The following is a 16,807-nucleotide window of genomic DNA, read 5'->3' on the forward strand; positions in this document are numbered from 1 at the left end:
AGCCCGCAGTTCTCGGGGTCCTGAGCGCGCCGGTGTCACGCACCCCCACTGCGCGGTTCCCCGCGCCCCTGGCGGGGCGCGGGGCTCGGTCGGTGGTCACAGGGTGCTCAGGAACCGTTCCAACGCCTTGACCACCATCTTGTGGTCCTCCAGTTGGGGGAGGCCGGAGACCGTGACCGTGCCGATCACCCCTGCTCCCTCCACCGACAGGGGGAAGGAGCCGCCGTGGGCGGCGTAGTGGTCGGGGTCCAGGCGGGACGAGGCTTCGAACGTGGTGCCCTGGGCCCGGAAGCGGGCTCCGACCAGGTACGAGGAGTGCGCGTAGCGCTCCACCACGCGGCGTTTGCGGTCGATCCAGGCGTCGTTGTCCGGGGTCGAGCCGGGCAGGGCGGCGTGAAAGAGCTGCTGGGGGCCGCGGCGGATGTCGACGGCGACGGGAGCGCCCTGCTCGCGGGCCAGGTCCACCAGCAGGGAGCCCAGCGCCCAGGCGTCGTCGTGCGTGAACCGGGGGAGCACCAGCCGGCGTTCCTGGGCTTCGAGTTTCTCGATGCTCGGGACGGCGGGGGTGGTGGTGTCGTCGGTCGTCACAGTCGCACCGCCACGCCCTCGCGCGCCGACCTGCGCGCCGCCTCCAGTACGTCCAGCGCGGCGGCCGCCTCGTGCGCCGTCACCGGGTTCTCGCCGGTGCCGTGCAGGGCGGCGGCCACGGCCGCGTAGTACGCGGGGTAGTCGCCGGGGAGGGTCGGGACGGGGCTGCCGCCGCCGGTCAGGGGGGAGTCGTCGGCGCCGACGCGGCCCCAGAGGTCCTCGGGCTCCCGGCCCCAGTCGGCGCCGGGGGTGGGACGCTCGCCCTCGCGGAGGGCCGCTTCCTGGGGGTCGAGGCCGTACTTGACGTAGCCCGCCTCGGAGCCCAGCACCCGGAAGCGCGGGCCGAGTTGGGGCGTGACGGCGGAGGCGTGGAAGTGGGAGCGGACGCCGTTCGCGTGGGTGACCGCGATGAACGTGTCGTCGTCCACCTCGGCGCCGGGGCGGCGGACATCGGACTCGGCGTACACGAGGGTGGCGGGGCCGAAGAGGGTGAGGGCCTGGTCGACGACGTGGCTGCCCAGGTCGTAGAGCAGACCTCCGATCTCTGCGGGGTCGCCGGACTCGCGCCAGCCGCCCTTGAGCTGGGGGCGCCAGCGCTCGAAGCGGGACTCGAAGCGGCGGACCTCGCCCAGTTCGCCGTCGGCGAGGAGCTTGCGCAGGGTCAGGAAGTCGTTGTCCCAGCGGCGGTTCTGGAAGACGGAGAGCAGCAGGCCGCGGGAGTCGGCGAGAGCGGCCAGCTCGCGTGCCTCCGCCGCCGTGCCGGCGACGGGCTTGTCGACGACGACCGCGAGGCCCGCCTCCAGGGCGGCGGTGGCCACGGGGACGTGCGTCTTGTTCGGGGAGGCGACGACGACCAGGTCCAGCTCGTCCGCCCGGTCCCAGAGCTCGTCGGCCGTGGCCGCGAAGCGGACGTCCGGGAACTCGGCGCGGGCCTGTGCCTGTCGCTCCGCGTTCGACGTGACGACCGTGTCGAGGACCAGGCCGTCCGTCGCGGCGATCAGCGGGGCGTGGAAGACGGAGCCTGCGAGGCCGTAGCCGACGAGCGCGACGCGAGGGGTTCTGCCTGTGCTGGTGCCTGTCATGGGGCCCACTTAAGCAACGCTGTTGCCAAAGTGCAAGCGCGAGGGACAATGGGAGGGTGAACGGCAACGGGACCGGCAAGGGGATCGGCAACGGCGTTGGTACGAACGGTGGCCTGGGAGGTGGGGGGCGCCCTCCGGGGGTGACCGGAGTGAACCTGCTCGCCCTGCGCAGCCACAACGGCGCGCTGGTGCTCGACCTGCTGCGCGGCGCCGGGACGGCCGGGATAAGCCGGCTGGAGCTGGCCGAACGGACGGGGCTCACCCCGCAGGCCGTCAGTAAGATCACCGCCCGGCTGCGGGCGGACGGGCTCCTGACGGAGGCGGGGTACCGGGCCTCCACCGGCGGCAAGCCGCGTACCGTGCTGCGGCTCGTGCCCGACGCCGGACACGCGGTCGGTCTCCATCTCGACCGGGACGAACTGACGGCCGTCCTCTGTGATCTGACCGGCTCGGTGGTCGCTCGGCGGCGGGCGCCGCTGGACCTCGGGGCCGGGGCCGACGCCGTGGTCGAGGGCGCGGCGGCCGAGGTGGAGGCGCTGCTGGCGGCGGCAGGCGAGGAGCGTTCCGTCGCACCGGCCGGCCCCGAGGACGATTCCCCCGGCTCCCCCCTCCTGCCCGTCCTCGGCGTCGGCGTCGCCCTGCCCGGCCCCCTCGACCATCTGCACGGCGTCCTGCACCGGGTCACCGGCTTCCCGGAGTGGGACGGGTTCCCGCTGCGGGCGGCGATGGTGCGACGGCTGGGGCTGCCGGTGGTGGTGGACAAGGACACCAACGCGGCGGCCCTGGGGCTCGCGGCCGACGCCGGGGCGCACGGATCCTTCGCCTACCTCCACCTCGGTACGGGGCTGGGGGCGGGGCTCGTGATCGACGGGACCGTGCACCGGGGGGCCCGCACCCGGGCCGGTGAGTTCGGGCACCAGGTCGTCCAGCTGGACGGGCCGCCGTGCGAGTGCGGGAACCGCGGGTGCATCGAGGCGCTGTGCCTCGCGGCGGTCGGGCGGGGAGACGTGGACGAGGCCGCTCGGGTGCTCGGCACGGGCGTCGCGAACCTGGTGGGGCTGCTCGATATCGAGCTGGTGCTGCTGGGCGGGCGCACGGTCGAGGCGTGGCCCGACGCGTTCGTGCGGGGCGTGGGGTTCGTGCTCGACGCGTGGGCGCGGCGGCAGGGGGAGGATCCGGCGGTGCCGGTCCGGGTGGTGGGGGGCGGGGCGGCCTCCGCGGTCGCCGAGGGGGCGGCCCAGTTGTTGCTGGCGCCGCTGTTCGGGCGTGAGGACGGGTGAGGGGTGAGGGGTGAGGGGTGAGAGGTGAGGGTGCGCCTCGCCGTGGGGGTGCGGTCGGCGGGTGGGTGCGGGGTGTGTGGGGTTCGCGCGGTTCCCCGCGCCCCTGAAAAGCAGGTGTGCGGCCGTGAGCGGTGTCCAGGGGGCGCCGCTCGTCCCTGCCGGCCGGCTTGCTCCAGACCCTCCTCGCTCCGCTGATCGAGCGGACTTCCCCCGGTGCCGCCGCCCCCTAGGGCGTGGCGGCCCACCCCCGCGCAGGTGGATGGCATGGTCATGTGTTCATGCGACCGTCTACCTGTCTGACCCTCGTCCTTGCCGGCGCGGCCACTGCCGCTGTCGCCCTCGTCGTCAGTGGTCCCGCGGTGGCGCTCGACAGTGCCCCCGTTCCCGGCGGGCCGCGCGCGGTGTGGGCCGACCAGCGGCCCACCTGCGCCGGAACCGAGAGGGGCGCCTTTCCCCTGCGGACCCGCATCCGCGGGGGGCCCGACACCTATGTCGCCGGCGGCGGGTTCCACACCTGGGCGCTGGAGCTGACCAACACCACCACCCGGACCTGCGGGAACATCCACCCGGTGGTCGTGCTGACCGACGGCGCGCGCACGCTGGAGCGGACGCAGCCGCAGCTGGAGTACTACGACGCCGATGTCGCGGACGCGGAGGGGACGACCCCCCGGCCGGTGACCTTCGAACGGACCGACTCCGACGAACTGGTCGGAGTCCTCGGCGGACACGGGCCAGGCTTCACCGTGCCCCCCGGCCGCACCCTCACGGTCAGGGTCCGCCTCTCCCTCACCTCGGACGCGACCGTGCCGAACGACGTCGTGGCGAACGCGGCCGTGGTCGAGCGGCGCGGCGACGACAGCGAGTGGGTGGGGGAGTCGAACGACTACCGCTTCCGGATCACCGACGGCGAGGAGGACGAGGAGCCCGGAGCGGGCAAGGAGGGCACCGGCCGGGACGGCGGCGGGCCCGCGAAGGAGGGCGGAGGCGCCGTACGGGGCGAGCCGCGGCCGTACCCCGAGGAGCGGCCCGGCGAGCTGGCCGCCTCGGGTATGCGCGAGGCACTGCCGTACGTGAGCGGCCTGCTGCTCCTGTCTGCCGGCGGGCTGCTGATCGCGACGGTCCGCAGACGAACCGGCTGACGTCCGGGTCCAGCGGAGTTCTCGGTCCGGGAGAAGTCTCGACGCCCGGCTGGCCTCCCGGCCCGGTTGACGTTCCGGTCCGGCAGGTGTCCCGGTCCGGCGGAGTTCGCGGTCCGGCAGGCGTTCCGGCGCCCGACTGGCATCCCGGCGCCCGACTGGCATCCCGGCGCCCGGCTGGCGTCCTGGCCCGGCTGACGTTCCGGTCCGCCAGGCGTCCCGCCGTCTATTGGCGTCCCGGCCCGGCGGACTTCTCGGGCCGGCAGGCTCCCGGCGTCCGGCTGACGTCCCGGCCTGGCGGACCTCCCGCCCCGGCCGACTTCCGGGGTCGGCCGATTTCAAGGCTGTCGGCGGGCCTTCCGGTCCAGCGGCGGTCCTGGGGCCCGGCCGGCCTCCCCGTGCCGGTCCGGTGCCCCGCCCCCACCGGCCACGCGCACCCCGCTGACCTGATGAGCGCGGTCTCAGCGGCCAAGATCGGCCTCCTCTTTTCAGCCAGGTCTCACTAGGGTTGGGGCGGGCCCGGACGTACGGACGTACGCACGCGGGAATCAGCACAGGTCGGCAGGAGATCGCACATGGCAGAGCGCAAGCCCATCGAGTCGTGGCTCACCGACATGGACGGTGTGCTCATCCACGAGGGCGTGCCGATCCCCGGCGCCGATGCCTTCATAAAGAAGCTCCGCGAGTCCGGGCGCCCCTTCCTGGTGCTCACCAACAACTCGATCTACACCCCGCGTGACCTGCACGCCCGTCTCTCCCGCATGGGCCTGGACGTGCCCGTGGAGAACATCTGGACCTCCGCCCTCGCGACCGCCCAGTTCCTCGACGACCAGCGGCCCGGCGGTACGGCGTACGTCATCGGCGAGGCGGGGCTGACGACCGCGCTGCACGACATCGGGTACGTCCTCACCGACCACGAGCCCGACTACGTGGTCCTCGGCGAAACCCGCACGTACTCCTTCGAGGCCATGACGAAGGCGGTGCGGCTGATCAACGACGGTGCCCGGTTCATCGCCACCAACCCCGACGAGACCGGTCCCTCCGCCGAGGGCGCGCTGCCCGCGACCGGAGCCGTGGCCGCACTGATCACCAAGGCGACCGGGAAGAACCCGTACTTCGCGGGCAAGCCCAACCCCCTGATGATGCGCACCGGCCTGAACACGATCGGCGCGCACTCCGAGACCAGCGCGATGATCGGCGACCGCATGGACACCGACGTCCTCGCGGGCATCGAGGCCGGGATGCAGACCTACCTGGTCCTCACCGGTCTGACGACCCCGGACCAGATCGAGAAGTTCCCGTACCGCCCGTCGAAGGTCGTGAACTCCATCGCGGACCTGGTCGACCGCATCTGAACCCACCGCCGCCGGGCCACGCGCCGGGTGACGCACCGGGCCACCGGGCGAACCCACCTGACAGGACCGCCGGACAAACCCACCGGATAAACCCCAGGACACCCGTACGGAGCAGCAGCTGCCCCTCCCCGGATGCGGCCCGCTGCCCGGCGGGGGAGTCTCAGGTGTCTGGAGGTTCACCATGGGCTCATCGCGAGTCACTCTTTGCGCCGGTGCGGTGGTCGCCGCCGCACTGACCGCGTCGGCGTCCCCCGCCCTCGCCGCCGACCCGGGACGCGTCTCGGTGGTGCCGGCCTCACCGCCGCCCGGCAGCGACATCCGGGTACGGGCCGCGGGGTGCGCGGGAAAGTCCGGAACGGCCGTCTCGGAGGCGTTCGTCGCGGACGCGCTGCTCACCCGGACCAGTGGCGGGAGCTTCGGCACCCTCACCGGGGACACCCGCGTACGGTCCTCCCTCGAACCCGGCACCTACCCGGTGCGCCTCACCTGCGCCGGTGCCGAGGACGGGATCAAGGGCACCATCAGGGTCGGAGACCGGAGGCCCGAAGCCGCCGGCCCCTCGGCCCCCAGGCCACCGGACGCCGAGTCCGGGCCCGCCCCGCGGACCGCACCCCCCGCCTCCCCGGTCGCCCCCGTACGCGCCGGCGGCGGAGGAGCGGCCACCCGGGACTCGGCCGACCCGGCCAGCTCCATGGACGACGCCCGGCACGCCGGCCCCGGCGCCCGCCACGCGGTGGTCGGCCTGGTCCTCGCCGGGGTAGCGGCGGCGGTCGTCGTGGCGCGGGGCGCGCGCCGGAGCCGCGGCCGCGGTACGGAGTGAGGTCGCCGTGTCGAAGCGGAACTACGACTACGCCGACAACGAGAGCACCATCGGGGCGGGCGCCGGGGGCAGGTCCGGCGGCGGAACCGGCCGGGTCGTCGCCGGTGTCGCCTGGGCCGTACTGCTGCTCGGTCTGTGGCTGTGGGGGAGTGAGATCACCGACGTCCGTGCGGGTGAGTCCGCGCCCATGACCGGTGACGTCGCGGCGGTCGGGCGCCCTGCGCAGACCGAACTCCCGCCGGCGGCCGCGCCGTTGAGGGACGCGCGGCCCCAGCGGTTGGACATCCCCGCGATGGGCGTGCAGGCGCCGGTCGTGGCGCGCGGCCTCGACCGCGACGGGGCGATCGAACCGCCCTCCTACGGTCAGCCGGGCGTCGTCGGCTGGTACGCGGGCGGTGTCCGGCCGGGGGCGCCGGGAGCCGCGCTGTTCGTGGGACACGTCGACACCGAGACCCGACCCGCCGTCTTCTACGAGCTGAGCGCGCTGGGCATCGGCGAGAAGATCCGGGTCACCCGCAGCGACGGCAGGATCGCCGAGTTCACCGTGGACGACGTCCAGGTCATCGGCCGCGACGACTTCGACGCCGAACGGGCCTACGGCGTACGGCAGTCGGGGCGGGCCGAACTCCGGCTCGTCACCTGCGGCGGCACCTTCGACAAGGCGACCCGCACCTACACGGCGAACGTCGTCGTCTCCGCGTACCTGAGCGGGACGGGTCCCTGAGCGGGACGGGTCCCTGAGCGGGACGGGTCCCTGAGCGGGACGGGTCCCTGAGCGGGACGGGTCCCTGAGCGGGACGGGGTCCCTGAGCGGGACCCGGGTTCCTGAGCGGGACGGTCCCTGGGCGGGGTCCGGTCCCGTGCTGCGCGTGACTACGCGTCAGGAACACGTCCGCGCATGCAAGTTGGGGCGTGGCCGTCCGACGCGCCGCCCCCGCTCCGACCGCCGTTCCAGCGGGCCGTACGAGCGGTTTCCGTCCCTGTCCGGACGTGTCGTCCCACCATCGTGATCAGGAGTCGACAGCACCTGGACAAGGCTGTGACGACCCCCTTGGCGAGGCGGTACTTATGTCAGGATTGGGGCTTACGACACGGTGCACCCAAGGGGGAGTTGGATGTACGGCAGTAGGGGGGCCGGGGTTCGGGCGTCCGTGGCGGTGGTGGCGGCGATAGCGCTCGCCGGCTGTACCGGGGGGGACGAACGCGACGGCGGGAAGAACCGCGCCTCGGGGCCGGGGATCACTCAACAGCCGCGCGGCACGGCCCCGTTCTGGGTCAACCCGCGGGGGAACGCGGCGGCGCAGGTCGCCGCCTACGAGAAGGCAGGCAAGGACCGGGACGCCGAACTGATCCGCACGATCGCCGAGCAGCCCACCGGCGAGTGGATCGGCCCGGAGAACCCGGAGCGGGAGGCGAAGGGCTTCACCGAAGCCGCGGAGGAGGCCGAACGGGACGCCGTCCTCGTCCTCTACAACATCCCGCACCGCGATTGCGGCCAGTACTCCGGCGGCGGCGCGGCCGACGGCGACGCGTACCGGGCGTGGATCGACGGGGTCGCCCGGGGCATCGGGGACCGGGCGGCCACGGTCGTCCTGGAGCCCGACGCGGTGCTCCACGTGGTGGACGGCTGCACCCCGGAGGAGTTCCACGGGGAGCGGTACGACCTGCTGAAGGGCGCGATCGAGAGGCTCGGCGCGCTGAAGAACACCAGGGTGTACCTGGACGCGGGCAACGCCGGCTGGGGCGACCCCGACGAGATCTACGAGCCCCTCAAGTGGGCCGGGATCGAGCAGGCGGACGGCTTCGCCGTCAACGTCTCGAACTTCTACACCACCAAGGACTCCATCGCGTACGGCAAGCGGCTCTCGTCCAGGATCGGCGACAAGCCGTTCGTGGTCGACACCAGCCGCAACGGCAACGGTCCCTGGACCGAGGGCGACGAGGACGAGCGCTGGTGCAACCCGCCGGGGCGGGCGCTGGGGGAGACCCCGACGACCAGGACCCCGGACGAGCTGGTGGACGCGTATCTGTGGGTGAAGCGTCCCGGTGAGTCCGACGGGGAGTGCAAGGGCGGACCGAAGGCGGGGGAGTGGTGGCCGGAGTACGCACTGGCCCTGGCGAAGGCGTCCGACTGAGGGCCGGGCTGTGCCCCTGAAGAAGCACGGGGCGCAGCCCGTGCTTCTTCAGGGGCGCGGGGGACTTCGCGAGAAGCCCCACCGGGCCCGAGGTCACAACGGCGCAGGCGGGCGCAGCGCTACGGGACCTTCACCCACCGCGCCTCGCTCGGCGTCCCCGCCTCGTCCATCACGAACAGCATGTACCACCCCGACTGCACCAGATTCCGGTTCTTCGGCACGGTCACGGTGATCCGGTCGCCCTTCGCCACGAAGTCCACCTCGATCGACTTCTGGTCCACGTCCGTCACATGCGTCGACGCACTCGGCCGGATCAACCGCGCCGACCTGACCGCCGAAGCGTCCCGCGCACCGAACGTCGCCGTCCCGCCGCGCACGACCGTCTTCGGCCCGCCCGTCAGCGTCGGCCGCGCGTCCCGGTAGAGGTACGGCGGCGTGTAGATCTCGATCCGCTGCTCGAACTCCCCCGGTTTGGTGTTGGCCTTGTCGGCGTAGAGGGAGTCCGAACCGAAGAAGACCACCCGTCCGTCCGGCAGCAGGATCGACCCGGAGTGGTAGTTCCGGCCGATCAGCGGGTCGGCCACCCGGCGCATCCCGCCCGTCCTGGCGTCGTACAGCCGCGCCTCCAGGATGTCGGAGTCGCCGCGCCCGCGGTAGTCCTCGGAGCCCCCGGAGATGAGCACCGTGTCGTCGGGCAGGATCGAGGCCTGCGGATACCGCGTGCCCTTCGCCAGCTGCGGCCCGTCCACGAACCTGGGCCTGTCGGCCAGCAGATCGATCACCCGGGTCTTCTTGCTCGACCGCTGCGACTCACCGACCCCGCCGCCCCCGATGACCATGTACTTCTCGTCCTGTGCCGGAGGCAGCAGCACGGTCCCGGCGGTCTCCAGGAGCTTGCCGTCGCTCATGCCGGGCAGCTTCGTGAACCTGTTGGTCCGCAGGTCCCAGACACCGGGGTCGCGCCCGATGTCGTCCGGCCCGTACCCCGCGTTCGCGCCCGAGTAGAACAGCTTGCCGTTCTGCATCAGGGAGATCGCCGGGTACGTCGGGAACTGCTGGACGTCCTTGGTGTACGTCCACTTCTCCGTCGCGGGGTCGTAGATCTCGTTCTTGCCCGGGACCAGCTGTCCGATCTCGTCGAGGCCGGACAGTGACAGGACGGTGCCGTCGGACAGCGTCGTGAGCGTCGGGTACCAGCGAGCCTCGTTCATCGGGTCGACCTTGATGTACTTCTCGGCGACCGGGTCGAACTCGTAGGCGTCCCTGATCCCCTGGAAGTCCTTCTTGTCGAGGGCGAGTTTCTGCGCGATGCCGTACGTGTTCCGCGCGTCCTCGCCCTTCAGGCCCACGATCCGGTAGTTGTCCTCCGTGCCCGTCTCGTACTTCCTGCCGCGCCGCTCGGCCTCGACGTAGGCGCGCGCGATGCCCGGCTTGTTGCCGGTGAACTTCCCGGTGTCCGGGTCGAAGGTCTTGACGGCCTTCTTGATGTCGACGGTGTCCTTGAGGACGAACGTCCTGCCGTTCTCCCTGCCGACGAACCTGGTCCCCGCCCTGATCGTCATCCGCTTGTCCGGGTTCTCGTTGTGGATGATCATCAGGCCGCCGGCCTTGGTGACATCGCCCTTCAGCTTCTCGTAGCGCTTGGTGCCGCCAGCGATCAGCAGATTGCCGTTGCCCAGCTGGGTGTGCCCCGTGCAGAACAGGTCGGCCGGGGTCGGCACCCGCTCGATCGTCTGCTCGACCGGGTCCCAGAGGCGGGTGTCGAACTTCTTCTTGTCGAAGTTGTCGGCGTCGTTACCGGAGCCCGCGATCAGCAAAATCTTGCCGGTGTGCAGCAGCGCGGCGTGGATGGTGTTCTGCCGGTACTGCTCCGGGAACTCCACGATCTGCCAGTGCCCGTTGGCGGCCTTGTACTCCGGCCTGTTGATCTTGTACTCGTGGTACTTCTCCGTACTGAAGCGGTACACCCAGGGCCCGTTCGTCCCGGCGAGCGCGAGGACCACCGCCCCGCCGATCGCGAGGCGACGGGCGCGGCGGCGGCCTGCACGGTCCTTCATTCCTTACGTCCCCCAAGTCCGCCCAGGGCGATCTGCATGGTCTGCTCGCTACTCCCGTTGCCCGGCCCGGACGCGGCCCAGCTCGGCTTGTGCCGGGGAGCGTGAGGTGCGGGCGGGGCGTGTGGTGCGGACTGTGGCGTGAAGGGCGCGGGTGCCGCCTCGGGGGGTGCCACCATCGAACCCTGGAGTTCGGCGGCCGCGGCGGCCTTCTTCCGGTCCTGCCGCAGCATGTAACGCCAGGCGACGATCGGCAGAGCGGTGATCATCATGGCGAACACGGCCCAGACGATCATCGCGGGATGCGCGTGGCCGAGGACGAGGCCGGCGGCGATCGATGCCCCGAAGATGACGATGAAGTACCAGTGGTACCGGAAGGTGCCGAACCACCGGTCGGGGCTCGCCGAGTCGCCCTTGGGCGTGACCACGAACTTGCTCTTGCGGCGCAGGGCCGAGTCGATCAGCGCCTTCGCGTAGAGCGGCGCGGACAGCGCCGACATCACCATGCCGGCCACCCCGCCGGAACCCTCCGGCTCGTGCGGGGAGACGTTGTGCCGGCGGTTCCAGACGTACAGGCCTATCTGGAGCGCCGAGGCGTTGCCGTAGAGCATCAGCCACACGGTCGGATCGATGTTCACACCCGAGGCGCCCAGGCCCAGGAACAGAGCGCAACTCAGCGCCGCAAGGATCCAGTTGAGGGCGGACATCGGGTAGAAGATGATCATCATGGTGTAGTTGAACAGCTTGCTCGGCGGCAGCGAGTACCAGCCCTTCCAGTACTGCTTGAGGATCGTCTCGTAGGTGCCCCGCGACCAGCGCATCTGCTGGGTGAAGAAGTCCGTCCAGGCGCTGGGCCCCTCGCCGACCGCGAGCACGTCCGGCGTGTACACCGAGCGCCACTTCTTGCCCGTCACCGGGTTCTTGTGGCGGTGGATCTCGAAACCGGTCGCCATGTCCTCGGTGATGGAGTCGTACAGCCCGCCGATCTGCTTGAGCGCCCTGATCCGTACGGCGTTGGAGGTGCCGACGAACATGGGGGCGCCGTAGCGGTTGCCGGCGCGCTGGATCAGCGCGTGGAACAGGAACTGCTGGGACTCCGCGGCCTTGGTGACGAAGTTGTCGTAGTTGCCGTACACCTGGGGGCCGATCACGAAGCCGATGTTCGGGTCGCGGAAGAAGCCGAGCATCCGCTCCAGGTAGTTGGGCAGCGGGATGTGGTCGGTGTCGACCGAGGCGAAGAAGTCGTAGTCGTCGCCGTGGGCGTCCAGCCAGGCGTTGTAGTTGCCGTGCTTGGTCTTGGCGCGGTGCGGGCCCTTCGGCTGGTTCCACTTCGCGATCCCCTTGCGGGAGAAGTGGTGCACGCCCAGGCGCGCGCAGACCGCCTTCACGGCGGGGTCGTCGCCCTCGTCGAGCAGCCACACGTGCAGCAGCCCGCGGTGGCGCAGTCGCACCGCGGCCTCCAGGGTCTTGGTCACCATCTCCAGCGGTTCCTTGCCCGGCACGAAGGAGGTGAGGAAGGCGACTCTGGTGCCGGTCTCGGGCACCACCGGGATCGGGTCGCGGGCGACCAGGGTGGCGTGCGCGTTCGACAGGACGTTCATGCAGCGGAAGAACTCGATCAGGCCGATCGAGATCAGCATGACCATGTCGAGTGCGGGCAGGAAGTCGTACTCGACGTAGTCGCGCCTGGTCCAGTGCTCCTGCTGCAGCAGCCAGCCGAGCAGGACCAGGGAGAGGAGCGGCGCGGCGGCCAGCATCAGGGCCACCCGCAGACGGTGCGGCTCCTGGGAGATCAGCGAGCGGTACTGCACCGTGTAGGGCTTGGTCGGATCGGGCTGGGTGAGTGGTCCGGCGAGGCGGCTGTAGTGCTCGTAGTCGTATCGCGGGAGGTTCTTCCGCAGCTTGCGGAATGCACCGGTCCGGGGCGACGGTACTTTGAGCCGGGTTGTTTCGGATGGATCGTGATTGTGCCGGGCGCCCGTCGGCGTCGACGTCATGAGTCATTCCCCCCGCACACACATCGAGTGCGTGTTCGTCGGTCTTTCGTCCGAATCGGTCCCCCTCGACCGTTACGGACACATCAGTGCGTCATCGTCACCATGTGATCTACACCATGGAGACACGGGGCGGCGGCCATCCGGTTGCATTGATGCCCGCTCGGCATCTTTTGTTCCTGAGCGCATATGTCGTGTACCTCGGTGAGAGTTTGGGGTCCGTATTTCGGCGCTAATTCGCCCATGGCACGGGTGTGCGAAAGGGGCGGGGAGCCGGGGGCGCGCGCGGGGAGGCCCCAGGGGGCGCTTACGCGACGCCGGGCGTGTGCGGGAGACGCGGGCATGCGGAAGCCCGGCGGTGCGGAGGCGCGGAGGTGCGAAGCCTTGGAGGTGCGAAGACGTGGCCGTGCGAGGAGGCGGGCATACGAAGAGGCCCCTCGCGCCGCATGCTCGCGAGGGGCCTCTTCGGGTGGTGCGCCGCCAGGGACTCGAACCCCGGACCCGCTGATTAAGAGTCAGCTGCTCTAACCAACTGAGCTAGCGGCGCGCGAGGAAAAGTCTAGCGGAGGCACCGGGGTGCTCCTGACCGCGTGGCCCCCGTCGGATCGCAGGGAAACGGCCGGTCGCCCGGCTCCCGGCGGGGGGAGACGGGCGACCGGGGCCGGCGTGCTCAGCTCTTGACGTAGAACTGGCTGATGGTGCGGTTCTTGGCCTCGAACACGTTGTCCGCGCGCAGCATGCTGTTGCAGACGTCGTCCCCGTGCTTGGAGTTCAGCACGTCCTGGGAGTACCACTCGCAGGTCACGTTCTGCAGTCGCTGCCGAGAGCCCACCGTCGTTGAGGTGTACGGTCCAGGTGAAGTTGGTGCTGATCTCGGTGGTCTTCTGGTACCCGCCGACCAGGGAGAGCACGGTATTGCACCACTTCTTGAGGGCGAGGTGGCGTTACCGAGGTCCACGCCGCCCCCGATGGCCCAGCCGGTGGACGTCGTCTTCGACTTCGTCCACGCGTAGTCGCAGGTCCGGCCGCGGGGGCGCTGAATTCGAGTAATTACCGGACCGCCCGGTGACTATTGAATTGCCGAAACGTTTCCTTTCTCTGGTTTTCCCCCGCAGCGGCGGCATCCGACGATCGCCCGATCCCCGCCGTCCCGACCGCCGTCCCGACCGCCCGGCCACACGACCGCCGCCCCGGCCGTCGGCAGCCGGCCGATCCGACGGGGGGGTGGGCGCGCACCGGACGCGGCCCGGCAGCGGCGGCGTACATCATTTGGACCGTCAGCATGCGACACCGGGTGACAGTTGAGAAACTGACGGGCGTGCAGATGCGTGGAATTCTTCGGTCGGTTCGCGAGGGGAATCGTATGGAGACTCCGGTATTCGAGGAGATCGATCCGGGGACCGATTGCGAATGCCCCGGCTGTGTCCACCGGCGGCGGGTCCTGCCGTATGCGGCCCGATACGGCCAGACGAGTCACCCGGCGGCCAGATCCGTCCGGAACGCCCTCGTGGTGGCCACCGCCGCCGGTGCCGCACTGGGCGCGGGGCATGTCGTACCGGCGGTCGCGGCGGCCCACGGACCGGCTCGTCCCGGTGCCGTTCCCGCAGGTGAGGGGCCTGACACTCCCCAGGGGAAGAAGGGTGCGCTGCACGGCCCCCGGGGTCGTCCGGCGGACGGGGAGAAGCCGCCGAAAGAAGTGACGCTGCCGCCCACCACCCGTGCCGACATCATCAGGAGGGCCAGGACCTGGATCGAGGCCGAGGTTCCGTACAGCATGCGCGAGTACTGGTCCGACGGTTATCGGCAGGACTGCTCGGGGTTCGTCTCGATGGCCTGGAACCTCCCCGGGAACGAATGGACGGGCAGCCTCGGGAAGTTCGCCCAGCGCATTTCGAAGGACCGGCTGGAGCCGGGCGACATGCTGCTCTTCCATAATCCGAAGGACCCGCAAAAGGGATCGCACGTCGTCATTTTCGGCGGCTGGACGGACTACGCGGAGACCCACTACATCGCCTACGAGTCCGCCCGCCCGTACGCCCGCAGGCAGGCCACCCCGTACGGGTACTGGGACAACGCCGCCCGCTACGTGCCGTACCGCTACAAGGGGCTGATCGCCGACGACGAGGACCTGCCGGACGACGGGACGGACTCCGCAGGCGGCGCCGGCACGCCCGCCGCGCCGCCGAGGACACCGGAGACGCCGGGCGCGAAGGGAGCCGCCGGGCCGTCCATGAGGGATCGCTTCCCGGGCCCCGAGGCCTTCGGGCCCGGCGCGCGCAACAAGTACGTCGCCCGGCTGGGGCAGATGCTGGTGGAGCGCGGCGGGGCCCGCTTCTACACCGGCGGGCCGGGACCGGTCTGGTCGGACGCCGACCGCAGGGCCACCCGGGCCTTCCAGCGGGCGCAGGGCTGGTCGGGCCACTTCGCCGACGGCATTCCGGGACCGCTGACCTGGTCGTATCTGGTCGCCGGGCGGGGCCGGGACATTCCGCCGGCCGGGAATGCGGGCCCCAAGGGGAAGCCGGCGGCGCCCGAACCGCCGGCGGTGCACCGGCCGCCGGGCAAGCCCGGAGGGCCCGGCACTCCCGGCGCCCCCGCCCCGTCCGGCACCCCCGGCGCCTCCCGCCCACCGGGAGCGCCGTCGGTGAAGCCCACCCCGCCCGGCCTGCCGCGAGAGCCGGCGAAGCCCGCCCGGCCGGGGGGTTCCGGGACCTCGGTGGTTCCCGGCGGGCTCCGTCCGTCCGCCTCGCACGGCGTTCCCGGTTATCCGGGGCGCGGCATGTTCCGGCCGGGCGCGGACAACGCGTATGTCACCCGGCTGGGGAAGCAGCTGGTCGAGAAGGGGTTCGGCAAGTACTACACCTCGGGTCCGGGGCCGCGCTGGGGCGAGTCCGACCGGCGGAACGTGGAGGCGTTCCAGCGGGCCCAGGGATGGCGCGGCGGCGCGGCGGACGGCTACCCGGGCCCCGAGACCTGGCGCCGGCTGTTCTCCTGACGGAGGCGGACGGCTTCCGCCGCCCCGCTTCTTTCTTCCCCGGCCCGACCCCCGGCCAGATCCCCGGCCAGATCCGCTGCCGGACCCCCGGCCCTTGGCCCCATCCCGGCCCGATGTCCCCCCGGACGTCCCACCCGAACCGGTGGGACCCTCACCACGGTTCTTCCTGCGCGGAGGCATGGAGGCACATATGAGCACGACCACCCCACCCACACCGGAGCCCGAAGGGCCCGCGCGGCCCGCCCGGCTCATCCAGAACGAGACCACCACCGAGATCCCCGTCCATCTGCTGTTCCGGGACGACCCCGTCCCGGTGGCCGTCCCGGTCACCCCCGCCGTCGTGGGCCGGCGGCGCGGTACCGGCGAGCAGCCGCGGGTGCGGCAGGGGCCCGCGTCCGCCGAACCCCGCCCCGCCGTCGAGGTCGACCCCGAGCTGGTCGAACGGCCGGCGCGGGTGGTCCCCGGCGCGCTGGGAGTGCTGGGCGGGGCCTGCGGGGTGGCCGGATGCGTCCTCACCTCCTGGTGGGCCGGGGTCCTGCCGGGGCTCGCGGCGAGGGCGCTCGGACTGCCGGCCGCGTACGCGGGTGCCGGACTCGGACCGGCGCAGTGGGCCGCGTACACCGGCGCCGGGGCTCTGGCGATGTTCGGGTTCGGAGGGCTCGCGCGAGGGCGGACCGGAGGGGCCTGGGTGCTCGGGCTGTTCGGGCGCTACCGGGGGACCGTCCGCCGTACCGGCCTGCTCTGGGTGAACCCGCTGGTGCTGCGTCGCCGGGTCGACGTACGGCTGCGGCACTGGCGCAGCGAGCCGATGGCGGCGGTCGACGCGAACGGGGTCGCGATGCGGGTCGTCGTCCTGGTGGCGTGGCGGGTCAGGGACACCGCGCGGGCGGTGCTCGGGATCGAGGACCACGAGCGGTACCTGCGCGAGTGCGTGGAGGCGGCGGTCTCCCGGGTGCTGGCGCGGCTGCCCGCGGACGTGGCGCCGGGCGCGCTGGTCAGGGACGGGACGCTGCGGAACACGGAGGCGGTGGGTGAGGCGCTGACGCGGCTGGTGGTGGCGGACGCGGCGCCGGTCGGGATGGAGGTCTTCTCGGTCCAGCCGACCCGGATCGAGTACGCGCCCGAGGTGGCCGCCGTGATGCAGCGCCGCCGGATCGCCGCGCTCGACGCCCAGCACCGCGACACCGTCCTCACCTCCGTCGTCGACTCGGTCGAGGACACCGTGACCCGGCTGACGCTGCGCGGCCTGGTCGAACTCGACGACTACGAGCGCAAGGCGCTGGTGAAGGACCTGACGGTGGCGTTCTACACGGGGCGGCGCGAGGTGTCGCCCTGAACCGCCGGCGCCGCCCGGCTCCGGGGAATCGG

At 71.8% G+C, this 16,807-nt stretch carries 13 protein-coding genes and 1 tRNA gene; 8 read left to right on the forward strand and 6 right to left on the reverse strand.

The window, feature by feature from the left end; translation table 11 throughout:
- Positions 1–96: 96 nt before the first annotated feature.
- Complete coding sequence (locus ACFU5F_RS11165) at positions 97–588, reverse strand: heme-degrading domain-containing protein (protein WP_383885146.1); 492 nt, start codon at positions 586–588, stop codon at positions 97–99.
- Entirely contained in the window at positions 585–1,670 is a 1,086-nt protein-coding gene (locus tag ACFU5F_RS11170; protein WP_383885148.1) for a Gfo/Idh/MocA family oxidoreductase, read from the reverse strand. The genes ACFU5F_RS11165 and ACFU5F_RS11170 overlap by 4 nt, the downstream gene beginning before the upstream one ends.
- A 56-nt stretch (positions 1,671–1,726) precedes the next feature.
- Here ACFU5F_RS11170 and ACFU5F_RS11175 point away from each other — a divergent pair, with 56 nt between their 5' ends.
- The 6 genes from ACFU5F_RS11175 (at position 1,727) to ACFU5F_RS11200 (ending at position 8,396) form a co-directional block, all read left to right on the forward strand.
- The gene (locus ACFU5F_RS11175; protein WP_383885151.1) at positions 1,727–2,950 is read left to right on the forward strand and encodes an ROK family protein; all 1,224 of its coding nucleotides are present in this window, start codon (positions 1,727–1,729) and stop codon (positions 2,948–2,950) included.
- A 278-nt stretch (positions 2,951–3,228) separates the two neighbouring features.
- Positions 3,229–4,089, forward strand: a complete 861-nt coding sequence (locus tag ACFU5F_RS11180) for a cell wall protein (protein ID WP_383885154.1) — start codon at positions 3,229–3,231, stop codon at positions 4,087–4,089.
- 572 nt (positions 4,090–4,661) lie between these two features.
- Positions 4,662–5,441, forward strand: a complete 780-nt coding sequence (locus ACFU5F_RS11185) for an HAD-IIA family hydrolase (protein ID WP_013003320.1) — start codon at positions 4,662–4,664, stop codon at positions 5,439–5,441.
- A 181-nt stretch (positions 5,442–5,622) separates the two neighbouring features.
- Positions 5,623–6,261 carry a hypothetical protein gene (locus tag ACFU5F_RS11190; protein ID WP_383885157.1) on the forward strand — a complete coding sequence of 213 codons (639 nt, stop codon included), beginning with the start codon at positions 5,623–5,625 and terminating at the stop codon, positions 6,259–6,261.
- A gap of 7 nt (positions 6,262–6,268) precedes the next feature.
- On the forward strand, positions 6,269–6,985 hold the full coding sequence (locus tag ACFU5F_RS11195) for a class F sortase (protein WP_383885160.1): 717 nt from the start codon (positions 6,269–6,271) through the stop codon (positions 6,983–6,985).
- Between the two features lie 391 nt (positions 6,986–7,376).
- Positions 7,377–8,396, forward strand: a complete 1,020-nt coding sequence (locus ACFU5F_RS11200) for a glycoside hydrolase family 6 protein (protein ID WP_383885163.1) — start codon at positions 7,377–7,379, stop codon at positions 8,394–8,396.
- 119 nt (positions 8,397–8,515) lie between these two features.
- On the opposite strand, the gene ACFU5F_RS11205 is transcribed toward ACFU5F_RS11200, so the two are convergent.
- The 4 genes from ACFU5F_RS11205 to ACFU5F_RS11220 all read right to left on the reverse strand — a co-directional run bounded on the left by ACFU5F_RS11205 (position 8,516) and on the right by ACFU5F_RS11220 (position 13,276).
- Positions 8,516–10,453, reverse strand: a complete 1,938-nt coding sequence (locus ACFU5F_RS11205; RefSeq protein ID WP_383885166.1) for a galactose oxidase-like domain-containing protein — start codon at positions 10,451–10,453, stop codon at positions 8,516–8,518.
- Entirely contained in the window at positions 10,450–12,447 is a 1,998-nt protein-coding gene (locus ACFU5F_RS11210; protein ID WP_383885168.1) for a glycosyltransferase family 2 protein, read from the reverse strand. The genes ACFU5F_RS11205 and ACFU5F_RS11210 overlap by 4 nt, the downstream gene beginning before the upstream one ends.
- Positions 12,448–12,914: 467 nt before the next feature.
- Positions 12,915–12,991: transfer RNA gene (locus tag ACFU5F_RS11215), tRNA-Lys, on the reverse strand.
- Positions 12,992–13,114: 123 nt separating this feature from the next.
- Positions 13,115–13,276, reverse strand: coding sequence for a hypothetical protein (locus ACFU5F_RS11220; RefSeq protein WP_383885171.1), 162 nt, complete (start codon positions 13,274–13,276; stop codon positions 13,115–13,117).
- A gap of 531 nt (positions 13,277–13,807) precedes the next feature.
- Between ACFU5F_RS11220 and ACFU5F_RS11225 the strand changes: the two genes are divergently transcribed.
- Positions 13,808–15,439 carry a peptidoglycan-binding protein gene (locus ACFU5F_RS11225; RefSeq protein ID WP_383885174.1) on the forward strand — a complete coding sequence of 544 codons (1,632 nt, stop codon included), beginning with the start codon at positions 13,808–13,810 and terminating at the stop codon, positions 15,437–15,439.
- Between the two features lie 190 nt (positions 15,440–15,629).
- Positions 15,630–16,775: an SPFH domain-containing protein gene (locus tag ACFU5F_RS11230; protein ID WP_383885176.1), complete on the forward strand. Its 1,146-nt coding sequence runs from the start codon at positions 15,630–15,632 to the stop codon at positions 16,773–16,775.
- Positions 16,776–16,807 lie beyond the last annotated feature (32 nt).

Origin of the sequence: Streptomyces sp. NPDC057438 (assembly GCF_042802995.1) — a bacterium.
GTDB lineage: Bacteria > Actinomycetota > Actinomycetes > Streptomycetales > Streptomycetaceae > Streptomyces.